The following is a 20,313-nucleotide window of genomic DNA, read 5'->3' as shown; positions in this document are numbered from 1 at the left end:
GCTTTGTCATTTAAACTTCGCATGACCCTGCTAAAGATCCGCCCGAGTGCGGTGCAGGGGTAAGCGATGGGGAAAGATCGGCAAGTGGCGCGGGATATCACCTATGCCACATCGGCCAAAGGGCGCGGGGGCCGTGCGCTGATCCGCGTGATGGAAAACGCGACGGGCCGTCTGCGCCTGATAAAAAAGGCGCGTGGCTACGACCTCGACGTCGCACAGGGGGCCGATTTCTGGCAGGTGATGACCGCGCGCTACGGTCTTGATTTGCAGATCGCTGGCGGATCGCTGGACGATATCCCCAGCTCTGGCCCGCTGATCGTGGTGTCCAACCATCCTTACGGTATTCTGGACGGGCTGATGATGGGGCTGATCCTGTCGCAGCGGCGCGGCGGCGATTTCAAGGTGCTGGCACACCGGATATTCCGCGCCTCGCCCGATCTGGAAAAGGTGATCCTGCCGATTTCGTTCGATGAAACCAAAGAAGCCGCCAAGCTGAACCTTGAAACCCGCGCCGAGGCCGTGCGCTATCTGGGGGCAGGCGGGGCAATCGGGATTTTCCCGGGCGGCACGGTGTCCACATCCGCGCGCATGTTCTCGCAGCCGATGGACCCAAGCTGGCGCAATTTCACCGCCAAGATGATCGCAAAATCCGATGCTGTGGTTGTCCCGATTTTCTTTGAAGGCCGCAACAGCCGACTGTTCCAGTTGGCCAGCCACCTGCATTACACCCTGCGGATGGGCCTTCTGATCCGCGAATTCAAAGCGCGCATCAACAAGCCCGTGCGCGTCGTCATCGGCAAGCCTATTGCCGCCGATGTGCTGGCGGGGCTGAAAAAAGACCCCAAAGCATGCATGGATTTCCTGCGCAAAGCCACCTATGAGTTAAGTCTCGAGCCGCTCGATCCGACCGCGATCGGGCATGAATTCGAAGACAGGTACAAGGTGCGCGATGGCCGTAGGGATATTCGATAGCGGATTGGGTGGTTTGACCGTGCTGGATGCGGTGGCCAGACGGCTGCCGGATGTCCCGCTGGTCTATCTGGGTGACAGCGCCCATGCGCCCTACGGCGTGCGCACGCCTGACGATATCTACAACCTGACCACCGCCGCGACACAGCGCCTGTTCGATGCGGGCTGCGATCTGGTAATCCTTGCCTGCAACACCGCCAGCGCCGCCGCCCTGCGCCGGATGCAGGAAGGCTGGGTGCCGCCCGGCAAACGCGTGCTGGGCGTCTTTGTGCCGCTGATCGAGGCGTTGACCGAACGGCAATGGGGCGACAATTCCCCCCCCCGCGAGGTGGCCGTAAAGCATGTGGCGCTGTTCGCGACCCCTGCGACCGTGTCGAGCCGCGCTTTCCAGCGTGAACTGGCCTTCCGCGCCATCGGCGTCGATGTCGAAGCACAAGCCTGCGGCGGTGTCGTCGATGCGATCGAGGACGGCGACATGATCCTAGCCGAGGCATTGGTGCGCAGCCATGTCGATGCGCTCAAGCGCAAGATGCCGGACCCCGACGCCGCCGTGCTGGGCTGCACGCATTATCCGTTGATGGAAAAGGCGTTTCAGGACGCGCTGGGGCCTCAGGTAAAGGTGTTTTCCCAAGCCAATCTGGTCGCCGAAAGCCTTGCCGATTACCTGACCCGACGACCAGAGATGATCGGCACAGGCCGCGATAGTGCCTTTCTGACCACGGGCGATCCGGCCCGCGTGTCAGCCCGCGCGACGCAATTCCTGCGCCGCCAGATCACCTTTACTGCCGCCTGAGGAAGGCTTCGCCATGACCTACAATATCGCCATTCTGGGCGCGTCCGGCTATACCGGTGCCGAACTTGTCCGCCTGATCGCCACCCATCCGCATCTGCGGATTGCGGCCCTGTCCGCCGACCGCAAGGCCGGCCAGCAGATGGCCGACGTATTCCCGCATCTGCGCCATCTGGACCTGCCTGTGCTGGTCAAGATGGAGGATATCGACTTTTCCGGCATCGATCTGGTGTTCGCCGCCTTGCCGCACGGCTTGTCGCAGGCGCTGGTACGCGATCTGCCCGAGACTGTGAAAGTCGTCGATCTGGGTGCCGATTTCCGGCTGCGAGACCCTGCGGCCTATGAAAAATGGTATGGCGCGGCCCATGTCGCGACCGAATTGCAGAAAACCGCCGTTTACGGTCTGACCGAGTTCTACCGCGACGAAATCACATCCGCGCGGCTGGTCGCTGGCACGGGTTGCAACGCGGCCACCGTGCAATTTGCGCTGCGCCCGTTGATTGCCGCACAGCTGATCGACCTTGATGACATCATCTGCGATCTGAAAAACGGGATTTCGGGGGCAGGGCGGTCGCTCAAGGAAAACATGCTCTTCACCGAACGCAGCACCGATGCACAGGGCTATGCCCAAGGCGGCAAGCACCGGCATCTGGGTGAATTCGATCAGGAATTCAGCGCCCTCGCCGGACGCAAGGTCGAAATCCAGTTCACCCCGCATCTGGTGCCGATCAGCCGTGGCATTCTGGCCAGCTGCTATCTGCGCGGTGATGCGCAGGCGATCCATGCCGCCTTGACAGCGGCCTATGCGGACGAGCCGTTCATCCATGTCCTGCCTTTAGGCCAATGTCCCGGCACCGGCCATGTGATGGGGTCGAATTTCTGTCATATCGGTGTGACATCGGACCGCATTTCGGGCCGCGCCCTTGTCGTGGCCACCCTCGACAACCTATGTAAGGGGTCGTCAGGGCAGGCCGTGCAGAACGCCAACCTGATGCTGGGTCTGAATGAAACGGATGGTCTGATGCTGGTGCCGGTTTTCCCATGAGCGGATTGAAAAACCTCAAGAAACGCCGCCGCGTGCAGGTGGTGTCGATTGCCGGGGCCTGCGTCGGTCTGGTGCTGGTGCTGTTGTGGTTCCTGCCTGCGGATAGCTTCCAGTTCTTCCGCTCACCTTCCGAGGTGGCAGAAGCGCCGCCCATGCCCAATGAACGGTTCCGCCTTGGTGGTCTGGTGGAGCGCGGCACCTTGGTGCGTGGGCAAGGGCAGGAAATCACCTTTGCCGTGACCGATGGCGGTGCCTCGATCCCTGTCGTCTATGCGGGCATCCTGCCGGACCTCTTTTCCGAAGGCGAAGGCGTTGTTGCTCAAGGCAACCTGATTGATGGCCGCTTTGAAGCCGTTGAAATCCTTGCAAAACACGACGAAACCTACATGCCGACCGAGGTGCTTGACGCGCTGAAGGCGCAAGGGGTCTATGTCGACCCGGACGGTGCCCGCATCTCGTATTAACCTTGCATTGATAGCCTGTCCTCTCACCCAAGTGAGGGCAGGACATGCAAAGCATCACCGATATCGCCGCTGAAATCGTCGCCCGCGAAGGCGGTTACGTGCACGACCCCGATGATCCGGGCGGGGCCACGAAATACGGCGTGACCATCCACACGATGCGCAGGCTTGGCCTGGACCTGAACGGCGACGGCAAGGTCGATGCGTCCGACGTGCAGCGGCTGGACCGCGCGCAGGCGGTGGCGATCTTTGTAGAACATTACTACCAGCGCCCCCGCATCGACCGATTGCCGCAGGTGATCCAGTCGAGCGTGTTCGACATGTATGTCAACGCCGGTGCCAATGCCGTGCGCATCTTGCAACGGCTGCTGGTCGATATGCGCATCCCCGTCACCGTCGATGGCGTGATCGGGCCGCAGACCATTGCCGCCGCCGCCCGCGCGGCCGCGGCGGCCCCCGACCATCTGGCTGATGCCTACGGGATCGCGCGGCGCAATTATTACTATGATCTGGCGGATCGCCGCCCCGCCAGCCGCAAATTCGCCCGCAGGCGCGACGGCGGCAAAGGCGGCTGGATCACACGGGCCGAGGAATTCATTTCACCGCGCTATCACCTGAGCGCGGCGCAGCATCAGCAAAGGACAGCAGCATGGGGTTGATTTCGGGGATCATGGGCTTTTTCTTTGGCAGCGGGCGCAATGTGCTGGTGGAAACCGCGCAGGTGTTCAGGCCCAATGCCGAACAAGCCGCCGTGCGCGACGCGGATGCCAAAAGCGAAAGCCTGCAACAATTCGCCGCCGAATTCGTCCATGCCCGCCAAGGGCTGTTCGACCGGATGGTCGATGCGCTGAACCGTCTGCCGCGCCCGATGCTGGCGCTGGGGACGATCTGGTTGTTCGTCATGGCGATGGCCGACCCTGACGCGTTCGCCGCCGGAATGACGGGGCTGGCGCTGGTGCCCGAGCCGCTCTGGTGGTTGATGGGGGCGATTGTCAGCTTTTATTTCGGCGCGCGCCATCAGGCCAAGGAACAAGAGTTCCAGCGCGTGCTGGCCGCCGCCGTCGTGGCGCGCAAGCCCGACCCCGCACCTGATGACACCAACCCCGCCCTGCGTGACTGGCAGGCCCAAAATGGAAGCTAGCGTCGTGGAACGGCTGGAATCGCGCCTACGCCTTCTGGAAACCCGCAATGCGGTGGATGCGGTCCACCGCGACAACGTGGCCACCCGCCTTGGCGCGATCGAGGATACGCTGAAATGGCTGGTGCGGCTGATCATCGGGGGGATGCTGATGGCCGCTGTCAGCTATGCGGTGCAGGGCGGTTTTACGCTGTAGCTGCGCCAATTTGTACCGGTGATGTGATGCAGGTGGTTGTTCCAACAGGGCGGGCGATAGGGTATCTGTTCGCCCATGTTGAATGAACTCGCGCATTTTGCCCTGATTCTGGCCTTTGGCGTTGCCATCGTCCAGATGATCGTCCCTTTGATTGGCGCCCAGCGTGGCAATGTCGGCTGGATGAGCCTGGCCGAACCCGCCGCCACGATCCAGTTCCTGCTGCTGGCGTTTTCCTTTGCAGCATTGACATGGGCCTTCGTCGTGTCGGATTTCTCGCTGCAGCTGGTCTATATGAATTCGCATACCGACAAGCCGATGATCTATAAGATCACCGGCGTCTGGGGCAATCACGAAGGTTCCATGCTGCTTTGGGTGCTGATCCTTGCGCTGTTCGGGGCCTGTGCGGGCTGGTTCGGAGAGAACCTGCCAATGCGCCTGCGCGCGCGGGTGCTGGCGGTCCAAGGCTCGATCAGCGTGGCCTTTCTGGCTTTCGTGATCTTCACCTCGAACCCGTTTTTGCGGCTTGACGTACCACCCTTGAACGGGCGCGACCTCAATCCACTGTTGCAGGACCCCGGCCTCGCGTTTCATCCGCCGTTTCTTTACCTCGGCTATGTCGGGCTGAGCATGGCGTTTTCTTTCGCTGTCGCCGCCCTGATCGAAGGCCGCGTCGATGCCGCATGGGGCCGCTGGGTGCGCCCTTGGACGCTTGCCGCGTGGATGTTCCTGACCGTGGGCATCGCGCTGGGGTCATGGTGGGCCTATTACGAATTGGGCTGGGGCGGGTTCTGGTTCTGGGACCCTGTCGAGAACGCAAGCCTGATGCCATGGCTGATCGCCGCCGCCCTGTTGCATTCGGCCATCGTCGTGGAAAAGCGCGAAGCGCTGAAAAGCTGGACCATCCTGCTGGCGATCCTTGCCTTCGGCTTCTCGCTTCTGGGCGCGTTTATCGTCCGGTCAGGCGTGCTGATCTCGGTCCATGCTTTTGCCGTGGATCCCGAACGCGGCATCCTGCTGTTGATCATCCTTGGCATCTTCCTTGGCGGGTCGCTGACGCTGTTTGCGTTCCGCGCCTCGGCCATGCAGTCCAAAGGCGTTTTCTCGACCGTCAGCCGCGAAAGCGCATTGGTGCTGAACAATATTCTGCTCGCCGTCAGCTGCTTTGTCGTGTTCATCGGGACGATGTGGCCGCTGGTCGCGGAAATGCTGTTCGACCGGACTCTGTCAGTCGGCCCGCCTTTCTTTGACGCGGCCTTCACGCCGTTCATGGTGGCGCTGGCGATTGCCTTGCCGCTGGGGTCGATGCTGGCATGGAAGCGCGGCACGCTGGAGCGGATGTCCAAGGCAATGGCGGGCTGGCTGATCCTGGCTGTCGCCCTTGCCGCCCTTGCCTATGCGGTGCAAAGCGGCAACTCCGCACTTGGCCCTGTGGGTGTGGCACTGGGTGTCTGGGTTGTGGGTGGTGCGATTGCCGATCTGTGGCTGCGCGCAGGTCGCGACGATCTGCGCACGCGCCTGCGCCGCATCCGCAACCTGCCGCGCGCTGACTGGGGCAAAGCCACGGCGCATATCGGCATGGGTGTCACCGTTTTTGCCGTCGCCGCGATGCTGGCGTGGGAAAAAGAGGATATCCGCATCGCCGATATCGGCGACCGTTGGGACATGGGCGCGTTTCAAGTGCAGCTTGACGCCGTCAACCAGTTGCAGGGGCCGAATTATGTGACCACGATGGCCGATCTGTCGGTCTGGCGCGGCGACCGCGAACTTTATACCCTGCAGCCCGAAAAGCGGTTCTATCCCGTGGCCAACATGCCCACGACCGAAGCCGCGATCAGCAACGGGTTCATCCGTGACGTCTATGTCGTGATCGGTGATCCGCAGGTGAACGGCGGCTGGGCCGTGCGGACCTATGACAAGCCGTTCGCCAACTGGATCTGGGGGGGCTGCATCCTGATGGCGCTTGGCGGAATCTTCTCGCTGTCGGACCGCCGTTTGCGGGTGGGTGCTGCCTCGGCCAAGCCTGCACGCAGCCGCGCGGTGCCTGCGGAATGATCCGGCTGGTCGCGATCTTTCTGCTGGTGGCCTCGGCTGCCTTTGCCGTCCAGCCCGACGAGGTGCTGGACGATCCGGTGCTGGAACAGCGCGCGCGCGATCTGTCACAGGGTCTGCGCTGCCCCGTCTGCCGCAACGAAAGCATCGACGAATCAAACGCCGAACTGTCGCGCGAATTGCGCATCCTGCTGCGCGAACGCTTGGTCGATGGCGACACCGATCAGGAAGCCGTGGATTTCCTTGTCGCCCGCTATGGCGAGTTCGTCCTGCTGCGCCCTGACAACAGCGGCATCAACGTGGTGTTGTGGTATGCGGCCCCCGTCATGCTGCTGATCGCGCTTGGCATCGGCTGGACCGTAATCCGGCGGCCTGCCGCGGCACCTGAGGACCTGAGCGAGGCTGAAAAAGCCGAGTTGCAAAAGATTTTGCGCTCCTGACGTGATGTCGTGCTTTCGTGAACCACTTGGTTCCGTAATCTGGCAGGCAAATCGCACAGGAACAGCGCAATGGATTATCAGGCCATCACTCTTACCATCCGCAATGCAGTCGCCACGCTGACGCTGAACCGTCCGGCGGTGATGAACGCATTGAACACACAGATGCGCGCCGAAATCGCCCATGCCGTGAAAGCTGCCGAGAAGGATGCGCGCGTGCTGGTCATGACCGGCGCGGGCAAGTCGTTCTGTTCGGGGCAGGATCTTGGCGATGGCGGGTCTGCGGCCTCGCTCGACCTCGAACGTACTTTGCGCGATGAATATGTGCCGATGCTCAAGGCGATATTCGATTGCCGCATCCCGACCATCGCCGCCGTGAACGGGCCTGCGGCAGGGGCGGGGGCCAACCTTGCGCTGGCCTGCGACGTGGTGATCGCTGCTGAATCCGCCTATTTCGTGCAGGCTTTCACCCGCATCGGGCTGATCCCCGACGCGGGCGGCACCTATTGGCTGCCGCGTCAGGTGGGTGCGGCCAAGGCGATGGGGGCGGCCCTGTTCGCCGACAAGATCACAGCACAGCAAGCAAGCGACTGGGGCATGATCTATGAAACCGCGCCCGACGCCGGTTTTGCCGATCATATCGAGACGCGTGCCGCGCATCTGGCACAAGGGCCGACCGTCGCTTACCGGCAGTTGAAAAAAGCGATCCGGGGATCATTCGAGAACTCGCTCGACGAACAGCTTGCGCTGGAGGCGCGGTTGCAAGGGCGCTGCGGCCAGACCCGCGATTTTCAGGAAGGCGTCGTGGCTTTCCTCGAAAAGCGCAAGCCGGTCTACGAAGGGCGCTGAACGGCTGACAGCAGGGCCAGCGCCTCGGACGGTGGGGCCTGTTCGATCCGCCGGTAGGTTTTGCCGTCAATTGTGCGCGTAACAAGCCGGTGGTCGATCAGCGACCTGCGTAGCAGGACATGATCGCCAAAGCTATGTCCGGCCTTCAGGACCGCGTTCACGTCCTTTTCGGTCAGGTCCTGCCGCGCGGGCAGGCGCGCCCAGAACACCCAGAGGCACAGACCCTGCACTGCCGTCTGCTGCGGCCAGCGGGTCATGATGCCGCTGTCGAATGCGCGCAAGGCGCGGTCAAGCTGGCGCGAAGGTTTGAAGGTGGCGGGTTTGGGCGCGGCTTTCAGATGCTGAAAATTGGCATAACCTGCGGCCTTTGCGACAATCCCCAGCATGGCGGCATGGCCGGGGATCGCCTCTGCACGCAGCAGTTCCGCGCGCAGCGTCTTGGTGAATGCCGACAGGTCGGCAATGGTGATGGCATGAATATCGCGTGGCATGATCTGGCCTTTGTCTGGATGCCGGACCCGTAACGGGGTGCGATAGTCGCCCTTGTCGTCCAGCTGGAAAGGTCAGCGGATCGTTGTGCCAATCTCAGGTTTAGCGAGGTTCATTTGAACCGGCGACGCCTTGGTGAACTGATGACCATGGCCACGATACCCCGCCAGCGGCGCACCGGGCAAGTCCAAATGCGTGCGCGGCAGGCTCAGTTGTCGTAGCGCGGGAAGGTTAGCGTGACGGTCGGCCCGTGCGACTGCCAGTTTGTGTCAACCGTGCCACGCCTGATTTCGACAATGCGCGTGATCAGGTTAAGTCCCTGACCGCCCGACCGGTGCGTTGCGGTCACAGCAATGGCGGATTGTTCGGTCCAGACAATCACGATCTGCCCGTCCACGAGTTCCGCGCTGATCGCGACTGACCCGCCGTTGGCCAGCGCGCCGTGTTTGGCTGAATTGACCGCCAGTTCCCCAACCACCAGTGCAATGGCATCTGCCTGCCCTTGTGGGACGGAAAAGTCACCGATCCGGTCGGTCGAAACCGTGCAATGCGGCGTGATAAACGGATCAATCAGGGCCGGTAACAGCGCAGCAACGTCGCATGGCATGTCTTCGGTGGCGGATAGCGATTGTGCGGCGCTCAGCGCGATCAGGCGTGATTGCATGTCGCGGGCGAATACTTCGTGGCCGTCATTGCCGCGCGCAAAACCCTTCAGCAGGCTGCCGACCATCGCATAGGTGTTGCGCAAGCGGTGGCGCATTTCTTCAGCGGCGATCGACAGTGCGCGGCGCTGGTTTTCAGCCTCTGATACGTCGCGCGAAATTGACAGAAATCCGGCACCTTGCCCGTCCATCCCTGTAACGGCGGTCACCGTTACAGACCACCAGCGCGGCGTGCCTTTGGCAGTCGGGCAAAAAGCGTCAAATTTCACATCCTGACCTGCGCTTGCAGAAACAAGCGATTCCGCAATCTGCTTTTGCATATTATCCGGCCACAGGCTGCCCCATTGCTGTCCTGCAACAGAAGCGAAATCATCAATCTCCATCGCACATAACCCGTTAGAGTTCATCCAGCGCAATGTGCCATCCAGCCCAAGAAGTTTGACGCAGTCGATGCTTTGGTCAAGCACATGCGCCAAAGCTTCCGCAGATACTGAAGCTTTGTCCAACATTTGAATGGTTTACCCGCGATAAAACGATTTGTGTCGAACTACAGCGGTCATTCTTGATCAATTACAAGAGGAAACTGCGCAGCACAGAGTTTGGCGGCGTTAAACGCTAATACAGGCTGGTGTCTGCTATCGATCGCGGGCTTGTAGGCGCGATAGCAAAAGGGCCGCTTGCGGCGGCCCTTGCTTGGTTAGCGGTTTTCGATATCGACGTAATCGCGGGCGGTCGAGCCCAGATAAAGCTGCCGTGGGCGGCCGATTTTCAGCTGTGGATCGGCCAGCTGTTCTTTCCACTGCGAAATCCAGCCCACGGTGCGCGCCAGCGCAAAGATCGGCGTGAACATCGAGGTCGGGAAACCCATCGCTTCGAGGATGATGCCCGAATAGAAATCGACGTTGGGGAACAGCTTTTTCTCGGCGAAATAGGGGTCGGCCAGTGCCTGACGCTCCAACTCCTTGGCGACCTGCAGGATCGGGTTGTTTTCCACGCCCAGCAGATCCAGCACCTCGTCCGCGGACTGTTTCATCACGGTCGCGCGGGGGTCGAAGTTCTTGTACACGCGGTGGCCGAAACCCATCAGGCGGTAAGGATCGTTCTTGTCCTTGGCGCGGGCGATGAATTCGGGGATGCGATCGGGCGTGCCAATTTCCTTGAGCATTTCCAGACAGGCCTGATTGGCCCCGCCATGTGCAGGCCCCCAGAGGCAGGCGATGCCCGCAGCGATACAGGCGAATGGGTTCGCACCCGACGACGACGCCAGACGCACGGTCGAGGTGGATGCGTTCTGTTCGTGATCGGCATGCAGCGTGAAAATCCGGTCCATCGCGCGGGCAAGGATCGGGTTCACATGATAGGTTTCCGCAGGCACGGCAAAGCACATATGCAGGAAATTCGCCGCATAATCGAGATCGTTGCGCGGATAGACGAAAGGCTGGCCGATGGAATATTTATAGGCCATCGCAGCAATTGTCGGCATCTTGGCGATCAGGCGGATGGATGCGACCTCGCGCTGGTGTTCGTCGTTGATGTCGGTGCTGTCGTGGTAGAACGCCGACATCGCGCCGACCACGCCCACCATCGTCGCCATCGGATGCGCATCGCGGCGGAACCCGCGGAAAAAGTTGTGCATCTGTTCGTGGATCATCGTGTGATTGGTCACGAGGGATTCGAACTTTTCCAGTTCAGCCGCCGACGGCAGTTCGCCGTACAGCAGCAGATAGCACACTTCGAGATAGTGCGACTGGCTGGCCAGTTGGTCGATGGGATAGCCACGGTGCAGCAATTCGCCCTTGTCGCCGTCGATAAAGGTGATCGTGCTGTCACAGGCCGCGGTCGAGGTGAAACCGGGGTCATAGGTGAACACATCGGCCTGCGCATAAAGCTTGCGGATGTCGAGAACATCCGGCCCGGTGGTCGGGGAATAGATCGGCAGGTCGTAGGACTTGCCCTTGATCGTCAGTGTCGCGGTATCTGTCTGTTCAGCCATCGTGCTTCCCCTCATCTGCGGCGCATCGTCAATTCGCGCAGCGCGTGCTTGTTCCATACTACCGGATAATCACAGCATGTGACGATCAGGTTTATTCGCTGGCATCCGACAGGCGGCCAATCGTCTCGGACTGCCCCAGAACTAGCATCATATCGAACACGCTGGGGGAAACCGAACGCCCGGCCAAGGCTGCGCGCAGCGGTCCCGCCAGTTTGCCAAGCTTGGTGTCATGTGCCTCGGCAGTGGTCGCGACGATGCTTTCCAGAGTATCTCTGGTCCAGCTAGCATTTTGCAACTGCGGCGTCAATTCCGACAGTATACCACGGGATACATCGGTAAGTTGCACGGCGGCTTTCTCGTCCGGGACGATAGGGCGGCTGGTCAGGATAAAATGCGCCTTTTCAATCAGTTCTGGAAAGGTCTTGGCACGTTCTTTCAGGCAGTACATGCCGCGCAGTAGCCCGTCTTTTTGTGTATCATTCAACGGATCAGCGCCGGTTGCCGCAAGGTAGCCCTGCAATTCATGCAGCAGCGCAGCATCCTCGGCCACAGCGATATGCTGGCCGCACAGATGTTCCAGCTTAGCCGTGTCGAACCGTGCCGGTGATTTGCCGATCCCGTCCAGATCGAACCACTCGCGCGCCTGCGCATCGGTAAAGAATTCCGCGTCACCGTGCGACCAGCCCAGACGGGCCAGATAATTGCGCATGCCCGCCGCCGGATACCCCAGCGCCTGATACTCCGCAGCCCCCGTCGCGCCGTGGCGTTTGGACAGTTTTTTGCCATCAGGGCCATAGATCAGCGGGATATGCGCGAGCACGGGCTTGGGCCAGCCCATTGCCTCATAGATCAGGTTCTGGCGAAAGGCATTGGCCAGATGGTCGTCGCCGCGGATCACATGGGTCACACCCATGTCGTGATCGTCGACCACCACAGCCAGCATATAAACAGGGCTGCCGTCGGAGCGTAGCAGGATCATGTCGTCAAGCTGGTCGTTCGACCATGTGACATCGCCCTGCACCTCGTCATGCAGGGTCGTCGTCCCTTCGCGCGCAGCCTTGATGCGGATGACGAAAGGCAGGTCGGGGTGATCGGCCGCAGGCACATCGCGCCAGGGCGAGCGGAACAGCGTCGAGGTTTTCTGTTCGCGGGCCTCTTCGCGGAACGCCTCGATTTCGTCCTGCGTGCTGAAGCACTTGTAGGCCTTGCCCGCTGCCAGCAATTCATGCGCCACCTGTGCGTGGCGCGCGGCGCTGTCGAACTGGCTGACAGGCTCACCATCCCAGTCCAGCCCCAGCCATGTCAGCCCGTCCAAAATCGCCTGCGCGTTTTCGGGTGTGGATCGCGCGCGGTCGGTATCCTCGATCCGCAGCAGGAATTTGCCGCCGCGCCCGCGCGCGTAAAGCCAGTTGAAAAGGGCCGTGCGCGCGCCCCCGATATGCAGGGCACCCGTGGGCGAAGGGGCGAAACGTGTGACGACGGGACGGGACATGAGGAGCTTTAACCTTTCGTTCACCAACTTTGGGATAATCTGTCGGTGCCCCTTGGGGATAGCCAGCCGAAGGACGAAGAACAAGTGCGAGCCTTGGTCGAAGACGCGCTTTTGGCGCAGCGCGGGGGGCTGTTGTGCTGGGTGCCGGTTTGTCTCGGGCTGGGGATCGGGTGGTATTTCGCACAGATGCAGGAACCCACCCAAGCGGGGCTGGTAGCAGGCGGGGCTGTCGCTCTTGCGCTGCTGTTGGCCTTTCGCTTTGTCGGTGTCGCTTGGCGCCCTGTCATTCTGGCGCTGATCATCGCGCTGATCGGGGCCGGTGTCGCCAAATACCGTACCGAAGCGGTCGCCGCCCCCGCGCTGACATTCCGCTATTACGGTGCGATCGAAGGGCGCGTGGTCAATATCGACCGCTCGGCCAGTGACGCTGTGCGCCTGACGCTGGACCGCGTGGTGCTTGAACGGATGGCACCCGACCGCACACCCGCCCGCGTGCGCGTATCGGTCCATGGCGATCAGATGCTGACCGACTATCGCCCGGGCGAGGTGCTGATCATGACCGGCCATCTGTCACCCCCGGCAGGCCCTGCCGAACCGGGCGGTTTCGATTTTCAACGCCACGCGTGGTTTTTGGGGTTGGGCGCGGTCGGCTATACCCGCACACCTGTCCTGCGGCTGGCGCAGCCCGATGTGCCCGATGCCATGATGCGGATTTTCGCAATGCGCATGGCCATTTCACGCGCCGTGCAGGAGGCAATCCCCGGAGAGCCGGGGGCCTTTGCCGCCGCGATCATGACGGGCGATCGGTCGGGCATGGGGCAGGCCAGTCTGGATGCGCTGCGCGCCTCGAACCTTGCGCATCTTTTGGCCATTTCAGGGCTGCATATGGGGCTTCTGACGGGGTTTGTCTTTGCTGTGGTCCGCTACGGGCTGGCCCTTGTGCCTTTTGTCGCCCTGCGTTGGCCCACGGAAAAGATCGCGGCTGTCGCGGCGCTGATCGTCGGTGCCTTCTATCTGGCCTTGTCGGGAGGGAATGTGGCGACCGAACGGGCCTTTATCATGGTGGCGGTGATGTTGGTGGCGGTGCTCTTGGGGCGGCGCGCGTTGACGTTGCGGGCGGTCGCCATTGCCGCGATCATCGTGCTGGTCTGGCAACCCGATGCCCTGACAGGACCGGGGTTCCAGATGTCGTTTTCGGCCACGGTCGCGCTTGTGGCGGTGTTTCGGGCCTTGCGCGGCGTCGATCTATACCGATTGCCACGCTGGACGCGCCCCGTGGTGTCGGTCTTTATGTCCTCGCTGGTGGCGGGGCTGGCGACGGCCCCCTATGCGGCGGCGCATTTCAACCTTGTGTCGCATTACGGGCTGATCGCCAATCTGGTCAGCGTACCCTTGATGGGGGTGCTCGTCATGCCTGCGGCGGTGCTGGCCGCCTGTCTTGCGCCCATCGGGCTGGAATGGATCGGTTTTGCGCTGATGGAACCGGGGCTGCGCTGGATCCTCTTCGTGGCCGAGACGACAGCCGCGCAACCCAACGCGCTCAGCCATGTGATCGCGCCTCCCGATGCGGTCCTGCCGCTGCTGACGCTGGCGCTGCTCTGGCTGATCCTGTGGCGGGGGCGGGCGCGGTTTGCGGGGCTTGCGGTGGCCGTGCTGCCGTTTGTGATCTGGCAGCAGGGGACGCGGCCAGATCTGCTGGTCGCCGATGATGGTGCGCTGATGGGCCTGATGGGGCCCGAAGGGCGCAGCCTGTCGAAACCCGCGGGCGGCAGTTTCGTGGCGGGGATCTGGCTCGAGAATGATGGCGCGCCTGTCGCCCAAGACATCGCCGCCGCGCGCGAAGGGTTGCAGCGCGAAGGCCGCATTGTAACGGCCCGCTTGGGCGACTGGCGCATCATGCAGGTGTCGGGCAAGACCGCGCTGGCCGATTTGCAAGGCTGTGGCGGCGCGGATGTGCTGGTTGTCAATCAGGCGGATGACGTGCCGCGCCCCTGTCTGGTCTATGATATGGTCCGGCTGCGCGATACGGGCGCGCTGGCACTGGGGCAGACCGAGGCGGGCGATCTGCGCATCGACACGGCAAAGGCGCATGCCGGCAACAGGCCGTGGAACGGGCGCAGCGGTGCGCCCGATGACGTCGTTATGCTATCGCGTCAATAGGTGCGGATCAGCCCGACCAGACGGCCCTGCACCTTGACCTGATCGTCGCGGAACACGCGCGTTTCATAGGCGGGGTTCGCGGCCTCTAGCGCAATCGCGCTGCCGGTGCGACGGAACCGTTTGAGCGTGGCTTCCTGCCCTTCGACCAGAGCGACAACGATATCGCCGTTGTTGGCGACCGATGTTTCGCGGATCACGACGACATCACCGTCGTTGATCCCCGCCTCGATCATGGAATCGCCTTTGACCTCGAGCGCGTAATGTTCGCCTTTGCCCAGCATGCTCTGCGGGACATGGACGTGGTGCGAGACTTCGGAAATCGCCTCGATCGGGACACCGGCGGCGATGCGGCCCATCACAGGCAGCGACATGGAGCCCCCTTCGACCATCATCGCGGCGGGGGGTATGCGCGCGGGTTTGTCACCCTCGATCACGCGGGGCTGGAACCCGCTGCCCAGCATACTGTCAGGCAGTTTGACGATTTCCAGCGCACGGGCACGATGCGCGAGCCTGCGGATGAAACCGCGTTCCTCCAGCGCCGTGATCAGCCGGTGGATGCCGGATTTCGACCGCAGATCGAGCGCCTCTTTCATTTCGTCGAAACTGGGGGGCACGCCGTCGCGCTGCACCCGCGTGTGGATGAAGGCCAGAAGGTCGAGCTGTTTTTTGGTCAACATAGCGAAATCCTTGGGCTGGTTTTGCTTATGTTCTACCGATGTTCCCCTTTTGTGTCAATCGCCTTGCGATTGACGCGCGCCGCGCGGGAGTATTTTTGGAAAAAAGAAGATGTCAGAGCGGCAGGACCTGCACATTCTCGCCAGCCTTGCGTGCGGGGTCGTGTGGCGGGCGCAGGGCAAGGCAGTTCGCCTGCGCCAGCACGGTCAGCAGGCTGCTGTCCTGCCGGTCAAAGATCGTGACACCGGCGGCGGTCAGGCTTGCGCGCATGTAATGGGCGCGCGGGCCGTTTGCGCCGATGTCGTGGGCAAGGGTGGCGGTTTGCAGCGGTGCGGGATGCGCGCCAAGGCCCAGCATCTTGCGGATCACGGGCAGCAGGAAAACATGGCCGCAGACCATGGCCGAGACCGGATTTCCCGGCAGGCCGATCATCGCCGCCTTGCCGAGCCTGCCTGCCATCAGCGGCTTTCCGGGCCGCATCGCGACCTTGTAGAAACTGCGGTCCATGCCAAGGCTTTGCGCCACCTGTCCGACCAGATCGTGATCGCCCACAGAGGCGCCGCCGATGGTGACGATCAGATCGGCGCCTTGTGCCAGCGCAAAGGTCTGTTCCAGCGATGCCACCGTATCGCGCGCGATCGGGAGAAGGCGGGCGATCGCGCCCTCTGCCTCCACCAGAGCGGCAAGGCCATAGCTGTTGGAGGCGATGATCTGGTCAGGGCCGGGGCTGTCGCCGGGCTGGACCAGTTCGTCACCAGTCGCGATGATCGCGACGACGGTTTTGCGGGTGACAGGCAGACGGGCGATGTTCATCGCCGCGAGCAGGGCGATATCGGTTGGCGTCAGGCGGCGGGGCGCTGTGATCGCCGTGCCTTGCGTGAAATCGCCCCCCTTGGGGCGGATGTTGCTGCCGCTGTCCTGTGCATCGGTGATCGTGATCCGGTCGCCGTGGCGGGTGACGTTTTCCTGAATCACGACTTGGCCGGCCCCGTCCGGGACCGGCGCGCCGGTGAAGATGCGCAAAGCCTGACCCTGCGCCAATGTGCCCCGCCAGCCGTGGCCGGCGGCGGATTCGCCGATCACGGTCAGCGTCGCTCCCTGCCAGTGATCGGCAGCATGGATCGCATAGCCATCCATGGCCGAGGCTTCAAAAGGCGGCTGGTCGCGGCGGGCGGTCACATCGCGGGCCAGCACGCGGTGGGCGGCATGGCGCAGCGGCACCTCTTCGGACGGCAGCGGGGTGACAAGCGCGAAGAGGGCGCGCAGGGCCTCTTCGACGGTGATCATGGCGCCGCGAACCGGCCCGATTTGCCGCCGTCTTTCAGTGTGACGCGCAAACCGCCGATAACCATGTCCTTTTGCACGGCCTTGACCATGTCATAGACGGTCAGGGCGGCGGTGCTGGCCGCGGTCAGTGCTTCCATCTCGACCCCGGTCTGGCCGCTGGTCTTGACCGTGGCGCTGATGCGCACACCGGGCAGGGCAGGGTCAGGGGTCAGGTCGATGCTGACCTTGGTGATCGGCAAAGGGTGGCAGAGCGGGATCAGATCGGCGGTTTTCTTGGCCGCCATGATGCCCGCGATCCGCGCGATGCCCAGCACGTCGCCCTTTTTCGCGCGCCCTTCGGTGATCAGCGCTAGTGTCGCCGCGGTCATTACGACATGCGCCTCGGCCACGGCGATCCGGGAGGTGACGGGTTTGTCCGACACATCGACCATATGCGCCTGACCGTCCGCGTCGAAATGGGTGAGCCCCGTCACAGCATCGCCCCTGTCGAGGGGTTGGCCAGCAGGCGGGCGGTGGCGCTGGCGACATCCTCCTGCCGCATCAGGCTTTCGCCGATGAGGAAGGCACGCGCACCATAACGGGCCATATCGGCCAGATCTTCGGGGGTGAACAGCCCGCTTTCGCAGACGATGCGCCGGTCTTCGGGCACGCGTTTGGACAGGATGCGCGTGGTATCCAGCGTCACCTCGAAGGTTTTGAGGTTGCGGTTGTTGATCCCGATCAGCGGCGATTTCAGCAGCGTCGCGCGTTCAAGTTCGGCCTGATCGTGGACCTCGATCAGCACATCCATCTGCCAGTCGATGGCGGCCTGTTCCAGTTCCTGCGCCTGCGCGTCACTGACCGAGGCCATGATGATCAGGATGCAATCCGCGCCCAGGGCGCGGGATTCCGCGACCTGCCATGGGTCGTAAAGGAAATCCTTGCGCAAAGCGGGCAGCGCGCAGGCGTCGCGCGCGGCGACCAGATAGCTGTCGTCGCCTTGAAAGGACGGCGCGTCCGTCAGCACCGACAGGCAGGTGGCGCCGCCTTGTGCGTAGGCTTGTGCCAAGGCGGCAGGGTCGAAATCGGCGCGGATCAGGCCTTTGGAGGGGCTGGCTTTCTTGATCTCGGCGATCAGGCCATAGCCTTCGCGGCTGGCATCGGCGAGCGCATCAGCGAAACCGCGCACGGGGCTGGCGGCGCGCGCCTGTGCCTCGACTTCGGCCAAGGGCAGGGCGGCTTTGCGCGCTGCCACATCCGCCAGCTTGTAGTCTTTGATCTTGGCAAGGATGTCGGTCATGGGTCCGCCCAGTTGATTGGAATGTCCCCCCGATCCTTAAGCCAGTCGTTCACCTTTGAAAATGGGCGCGACCCGAAAAACCCCCGATGCGCTGACAGGGGCGACGGATGGGCGGAGGTCAGGATCAGGTGATGCGCGGCCAGCGGGCCTGCGTATTTCTGCGCCTGCGCGCCCCAGAGGATGAAAGCACGCGGGGCGGGGTTAAGTCGCGCCAGCACTTGGCCCACCAGCACGTCCCAGCCCAGTTTGCTATGTGCGCCCGCCTGTCCGGGTGCGACGCTAAGTGCCGTGTTCAGCAGCAGCACGCCTTGATCGGCCCAGTCATGCAGGTTGGTTTTGCTGCGGCTTTGGCCAGTATCGCTTTGTATTTCCTTGAAGATATTGCCAAGGCTTGCCAGATTGCCCGCAAAGGCGGGGTTGATCGAAAAGGCCAGCCCGTCGGCCTTGTCGGGCGTGTGATAGGGGTCTTGTCCAAGGATCACGACCTTGATTGCAGCCGGCTGGCAGCGTTCCAGCGCGGCAAAGGCCAGCGCGGGCGGCGGCAGGACATCGCGGCCGATCCTGTTCGCAAGCTTTGGCAGATCGTCGGCAAAGAACGGCAGGTCGCGCCAATCGCCAAGGCGGGAAAGATCGAACATCACCCGTTTGTGACGCGCACCAATGCGGCCAGCGCAGCTTTGGCCTTGCCGCTGTCGATGCTGTCGCGGGCAATCTCCACCCCTTCGGGCAGGGTGCTAGCCTTGTCCGCCACGACCAAGGCGGCGGCGGCATTGAACAGCACCGCGTCGCGGTAGGCACCGGGTGCAGCGTCGAGCAGCGCACGGAGCGCCTGTGCGTTCTCCTCCGGCGAGCCACCGATGATGTCGCGGAAGGCATGTTCGGGCAGGCCTGCATCCTCGGGGTGGATCTGGCGGCTGGTGATCTTGCCATCCGCCAGCACCGCAACAGAGGTCGGGCCGCTGATGCTGATCTCGTCGGTGCCATCGCCGCCGTGGACCAGCCACGCCTTTTCGGTGCCCAGCTGTTGCAAGGTTTCGGCCATCGGAAAAATCAGGTCGATGGCAAAGGCCCCTGTCAGCTGGCGTTTCACACCTGCCGGATTCGTCAATGGTCCCAATATGTTGAAGATCGTTTTGCATCCAAGTTGCAACCGCACGGGGCCGACATGGCGCATCGCAGGATGATGCAGCGGCGCCATCATGAACCCGATGCCCGCCTCGGCAATCGCGCGTTCCACCACATCGGGCGTGACATTGACGTTGATGCCAAGTGCGCCTTGAACATCCGCCGTGCCGGATTTCGAAGACAGGTTGCGGTTGCCGTGTTTGGCCACCGGCACGCCCGCGCCCGCGACGACAAAGGCCGTCGCGGTCGAGATGTTCAGCGTATGTTTGCCATCACCGCCTGTGCCGACGATATCCATTGCTCCCTCTGGCGCTTTAACAGGAACACAATGCGCGCGCATCACGGCGGCGGCGGCGGCATATTCGGACACAGCCTCTCCGCGTGCGCGCAGCGCCATCAGCAAGCCGCCGATCTGGGCAGGCGTCGCCTCGCCCGCGAACAGATAGCCGAACGCCTCCTCGGCCTGCGCACGCGACAACGGCCCTTCGGAGGCGGCATAGATCAGCGGTTTCATCGCCTCGGTCATGCGGGCACCTTTGCCAGATCAAGGAAATTGCGCAGCAAGGCGTGCCCATGTTCGGACCGGATGCTTTCAGGGTGAAACTGCACGCCGTGGATCGGCAGGGTTCTGTGCTGCAGGCCCATGATGGTGCCATCCTCCAGATCGGCGGTGATCTCCAGACAATCGGGCAGGGTGGCGCGGTCCACGACCAGCGAATGATAGCGCGTCGCGGCAAAGGGGCTGGGCAGGCCCGCGAACAGGCCCTGACCCGTGTGCCGCATCTGGCCCATCTTGCCATGTACGATCTCATGGCAGCGCACGACATTGCCGCCAAACGCCTCGCCAATCGCCTGATGGCCTAGACAGACGCCCAAGAGCGGCATGCCGGTTTCAGCGGCCGCATGGACCAGCGGCAGGCAGATGCCCGCCTGTGCGGGATCACAGGGGCCGGGGGACAGCACGATGGCGGACGGGTTCATCGCCATCGCCTGTTGCACATCCAGCGCATCATTGCGGCGCACGACCACATCAGCACCTAATTCACCCAAGTAATGCACGAGGTTGTAGGTGAAGCTGTCGTAGTTATCGATCAGAAGCAGCATGGATAAGTCCCGTGGACAAGAAATTTGGGGCTACCGCCGAGGGCAAAGCTGACGGTATAAGCACGGCCATACATGGGCCGACGGGCATTGCCGCGTCAAGGCCGAAGGCGGCG

At 62.6% G+C, this 20,313-nt stretch carries 22 protein-coding genes; 11 read left to right on the top strand and 11 right to left on the bottom strand.

Features of this window, described 5'->3' with window-relative positions; genetic code table 11:
* Positions 1-66: 66 nt before the first annotated feature.
* From VCK47_RS03055 to VCK47_RS03010, 10 genes are all read left to right on the top strand, one after another.
* The gene (locus tag VCK47_RS03055) at positions 67-972 is read left to right on the top strand and encodes a lysophospholipid acyltransferase family protein (protein ID WP_322889251.1); all 906 of its coding nucleotides are present in this window, start codon (positions 67-69) and stop codon (positions 970-972) included.
* The gene (locus VCK47_RS03050; protein WP_322889250.1) at positions 950-1,762 is read left to right on the top strand and encodes a glutamate racemase; all 813 of its coding nucleotides are present in this window, start codon (positions 950-952) and stop codon (positions 1,760-1,762) included. The genes VCK47_RS03055 and VCK47_RS03050 overlap by 23 nt, the downstream gene beginning before the upstream one ends.
* Before the next feature lie 13 nt (positions 1,763-1,775).
* Complete coding sequence (gene argC, locus VCK47_RS03045) at positions 1,776-2,804, top strand: N-acetyl-gamma-glutamyl-phosphate reductase (protein WP_322889249.1); 1,029 nt, start codon at positions 1,776-1,778, stop codon at positions 2,802-2,804.
* Positions 2,801-3,268: a cytochrome c maturation protein CcmE gene (gene ccmE, locus VCK47_RS03040; protein WP_322889248.1), complete on the top strand. Its 468-nt coding sequence runs from the start codon at positions 2,801-2,803 to the stop codon at positions 3,266-3,268. The genes argC and ccmE overlap by 4 nt, the downstream gene beginning before the upstream one ends.
* A gap of 44 nt (positions 3,269-3,312) precedes the next feature.
* Positions 3,313-3,924: a holin-associated N-acetylmuramidase gene (locus tag VCK47_RS03035; protein WP_322889247.1), complete on the top strand. Its 612-nt coding sequence runs from the start codon at positions 3,313-3,315 to the stop codon at positions 3,922-3,924.
* Complete coding sequence (locus VCK47_RS03030; RefSeq protein WP_322889246.1) at positions 3,915-4,406, top strand: holin family protein; 492 nt, start codon at positions 3,915-3,917, stop codon at positions 4,404-4,406. Before VCK47_RS03035 ends, VCK47_RS03030 begins: the two co-directional genes overlap by 10 nt.
* The gene (locus VCK47_RS03025) at positions 4,396-4,599 is read left to right on the top strand and encodes a pseudouridine synthase (RefSeq protein WP_322889245.1); all 204 of its coding nucleotides are present in this window, start codon (positions 4,396-4,398) and stop codon (positions 4,597-4,599) included. The genes VCK47_RS03030 and VCK47_RS03025 overlap by 11 nt, the downstream gene beginning before the upstream one ends.
* A gap of 75 nt (positions 4,600-4,674) precedes the next feature.
* Complete coding sequence (locus VCK47_RS03020; RefSeq protein WP_322889244.1) at positions 4,675-6,651, top strand: heme lyase CcmF/NrfE family subunit; 1,977 nt, start codon at positions 4,675-4,677, stop codon at positions 6,649-6,651.
* Positions 6,648-7,088, top strand: coding sequence for a cytochrome c-type biogenesis protein (locus VCK47_RS03015; RefSeq protein WP_322889243.1), 441 nt, complete (start codon positions 6,648-6,650; stop codon positions 7,086-7,088). Before VCK47_RS03020 ends, VCK47_RS03015 begins: the two co-directional genes overlap by 4 nt.
* Before the next feature lie 69 nt (positions 7,089-7,157).
* Complete coding sequence (locus VCK47_RS03010) at positions 7,158-7,934, top strand: enoyl-CoA hydratase-related protein (RefSeq protein WP_322889242.1); 777 nt, start codon at positions 7,158-7,160, stop codon at positions 7,932-7,934.
* Here the strand turns inward: VCK47_RS03010 and VCK47_RS03005 are convergent.
* The 4 genes from VCK47_RS03005 to gltX all read right to left on the bottom strand — a co-directional run bounded on the left by VCK47_RS03005 (position 7,919) and on the right by gltX (position 12,570).
* Positions 7,919-8,425 (bottom strand): DUF2087 domain-containing protein, encoded by a 507-nt coding sequence (locus tag VCK47_RS03005; RefSeq protein WP_322889241.1) that lies wholly within the window; start codon positions 8,423-8,425, stop codon positions 7,919-7,921. The genes VCK47_RS03010 and VCK47_RS03005 overlap by 16 nt on opposite strands.
* A 206-nt stretch (positions 8,426-8,631) precedes the next feature.
* Complete coding sequence (locus tag VCK47_RS03000; protein WP_322889240.1) at positions 8,632-9,594, bottom strand: sensor histidine kinase; 963 nt, start codon at positions 9,592-9,594, stop codon at positions 8,632-8,634.
* Between the two features lie 188 nt (positions 9,595-9,782).
* Entirely contained in the window at positions 9,783-11,078 is a 1,296-nt protein-coding gene (locus VCK47_RS02995) for a citrate synthase (RefSeq protein WP_322889239.1), read from the bottom strand.
* Between the two features lie 91 nt (positions 11,079-11,169).
* Positions 11,170-12,570 (bottom strand): glutamate--tRNA ligase, encoded by a 1,401-nt coding sequence (gene gltX / locus VCK47_RS02990; RefSeq protein ID WP_322889238.1) that lies wholly within the window; start codon positions 12,568-12,570, stop codon positions 11,170-11,172.
* A 93-nt stretch (positions 12,571-12,663) separates the two neighbouring features.
* Here gltX and VCK47_RS02985 point away from each other — a divergent pair, with 93 nt between their 5' ends.
* Positions 12,664-14,730 carry a ComEC/Rec2 family competence protein gene (locus VCK47_RS02985; RefSeq protein ID WP_416236660.1) on the top strand — a complete coding sequence of 689 codons (2,067 nt, stop codon included), beginning with the start codon at positions 12,664-12,666 and terminating at the stop codon, positions 14,728-14,730.
* On the opposite strand, the gene lexA is transcribed toward VCK47_RS02985, so the two are convergent.
* From lexA to VCK47_RS02950, 7 genes are all read right to left on the bottom strand, one after another.
* The gene (gene lexA, locus VCK47_RS02980) at positions 14,724-15,407 is read right to left on the bottom strand and encodes a transcriptional repressor LexA (protein ID WP_322889236.1); all 684 of its coding nucleotides are present in this window, start codon (positions 15,405-15,407) and stop codon (positions 14,724-14,726) included. The genes VCK47_RS02985 and lexA overlap by 7 nt on opposite strands.
* Positions 15,408-15,519: 112 nt before the next feature.
* The gene (glp, locus tag VCK47_RS02975; RefSeq protein WP_322889235.1) at positions 15,520-16,692 is read right to left on the bottom strand and encodes a gephyrin-like molybdotransferase Glp; all 1,173 of its coding nucleotides are present in this window, start codon (positions 16,690-16,692) and stop codon (positions 15,520-15,522) included.
* The gene (gene moaC, locus VCK47_RS02970) at positions 16,689-17,165 is read right to left on the bottom strand and encodes a cyclic pyranopterin monophosphate synthase MoaC (protein ID WP_322889234.1); all 477 of its coding nucleotides are present in this window, start codon (positions 17,163-17,165) and stop codon (positions 16,689-16,691) included. The genes glp and moaC overlap by 4 nt, the downstream gene beginning before the upstream one ends.
* Positions 17,162-17,971 (bottom strand): indole-3-glycerol phosphate synthase TrpC, encoded by an 810-nt coding sequence (gene trpC, locus VCK47_RS02965; protein WP_322889233.1) that lies wholly within the window; start codon positions 17,969-17,971, stop codon positions 17,162-17,164. The genes moaC and trpC overlap by 4 nt, the downstream gene beginning before the upstream one ends.
* A complete protein-coding gene (locus VCK47_RS02960) occupies positions 17,968-18,609 on the bottom strand; it encodes a uracil-DNA glycosylase (RefSeq protein ID WP_322889232.1) in 642 nt (213 codons plus the stop codon). The genes trpC and VCK47_RS02960 overlap by 4 nt, the downstream gene beginning before the upstream one ends.
* Positions 18,609-19,622, bottom strand: a complete 1,014-nt coding sequence (gene trpD / locus VCK47_RS02955) for an anthranilate phosphoribosyltransferase (protein WP_322889231.1) — start codon at positions 19,620-19,622, stop codon at positions 18,609-18,611. The genes VCK47_RS02960 and trpD overlap by 1 nt, the downstream gene beginning before the upstream one ends.
* Positions 19,619-20,200, bottom strand: a complete 582-nt coding sequence (locus VCK47_RS02950; protein WP_322889230.1) for an aminodeoxychorismate/anthranilate synthase component II — start codon at positions 20,198-20,200, stop codon at positions 19,619-19,621. The genes trpD and VCK47_RS02950 overlap by 4 nt, the downstream gene beginning before the upstream one ends.
* Positions 20,201-20,313 lie beyond the last annotated feature (113 nt).

Source organism: Yoonia sp. 72 (assembly GCF_034652275.1).
Classification (GTDB): domain Bacteria; phylum Pseudomonadota; class Alphaproteobacteria; order Rhodobacterales; family Rhodobacteraceae; genus Yoonia.
The sequence above is the reverse complement of the archived record's forward strand: the minus strand, read 5'-3'. Positions and strand labels throughout refer to the sequence as shown.

Excerpts from the sequence above, each read along its gene's own strand:
- VCK47_RS03055 (WP_322889251.1), top strand. The coding sequence starts at position 67 with ATGGGGAAAGATCGGCAAGTGGCGCGGGATATCACCTATGCCACATCG.
- VCK47_RS03050 (WP_322889250.1), top strand. The coding sequence starts at position 950 with ATGGCCGTAGGGATATTCGATAGCGGATTGGGTGGTTTGACCGTGCTG.
- argC (WP_322889249.1), top strand. The coding sequence starts at position 1,776 with ATGACCTACAATATCGCCATTCTGGGCGCGTCCGGCTATACCGGTGCC.
- ccmE (WP_322889248.1), top strand. The coding sequence starts at position 2,801 with ATGAGCGGATTGAAAAACCTCAAGAAACGCCGCCGCGTGCAGGTGGTG.
- VCK47_RS03035 (WP_322889247.1), top strand. The coding sequence starts at position 3,313 with ATGCAAAGCATCACCGATATCGCCGCTGAAATCGTCGCCCGCGAAGGC.
- VCK47_RS03030 (WP_322889246.1), top strand. The coding sequence starts at position 3,915 with ATGGGGTTGATTTCGGGGATCATGGGCTTTTTCTTTGGCAGCGGGCGC.
- VCK47_RS03025 (WP_322889245.1), top strand. The coding sequence starts at position 4,396 with ATGGAAGCTAGCGTCGTGGAACGGCTGGAATCGCGCCTACGCCTTCTG.
- VCK47_RS03020 (WP_322889244.1), top strand. The coding sequence starts at position 4,675 with ATGTTGAATGAACTCGCGCATTTTGCCCTGATTCTGGCCTTTGGCGTT.
- VCK47_RS03015 (WP_322889243.1), top strand. The coding sequence starts at position 6,648 with ATGATCCGGCTGGTCGCGATCTTTCTGCTGGTGGCCTCGGCTGCCTTT.
- VCK47_RS03010 (WP_322889242.1), top strand. The coding sequence starts at position 7,158 with ATGGATTATCAGGCCATCACTCTTACCATCCGCAATGCAGTCGCCACG.
- VCK47_RS03005 (WP_322889241.1), bottom strand. The coding sequence starts at position 8,425 with ATGCCACGCGATATTCATGCCATCACCATTGCCGACCTGTCGGCATTC.
- VCK47_RS03000 (WP_322889240.1), bottom strand. The coding sequence starts at position 9,594 with ATGTTGGACAAAGCTTCAGTATCTGCGGAAGCTTTGGCGCATGTGCTT.
- VCK47_RS02995 (WP_322889239.1), bottom strand. The coding sequence starts at position 11,078 with ATGGCTGAACAGACAGATACCGCGACACTGACGATCAAGGGCAAGTCC.
- gltX (WP_322889238.1), bottom strand. The coding sequence starts at position 12,570 with ATGTCCCGTCCCGTCGTCACACGTTTCGCCCCTTCGCCCACGGGTGCC.
- lexA (WP_322889236.1), bottom strand. The coding sequence starts at position 15,407 with ATGTTGACCAAAAAACAGCTCGACCTTCTGGCCTTCATCCACACGCGG.
- glp (WP_322889235.1), bottom strand. The coding sequence starts at position 16,692 with ATGATCACCGTCGAAGAGGCCCTGCGCGCCCTCTTCGCGCTTGTCACC.
- trpC (WP_322889233.1), bottom strand. The coding sequence starts at position 17,971 with ATGACCGACATCCTTGCCAAGATCAAAGACTACAAGCTGGCGGATGTG.
- VCK47_RS02960 (WP_322889232.1), bottom strand. The coding sequence starts at position 18,609 with ATGTTCGATCTTTCCCGCCTTGGCGATTGGCGCGACCTGCCGTTCTTT.
- trpD (WP_322889231.1), bottom strand. The coding sequence starts at position 19,622 with ATGACCGAGGCGATGAAACCGCTGATCTATGCCGCCTCCGAAGGGCCG.
- VCK47_RS02950 (WP_322889230.1), bottom strand. The coding sequence starts at position 20,200 with ATGCTGCTTCTGATCGATAACTACGACAGCTTCACCTACAACCTCGTG.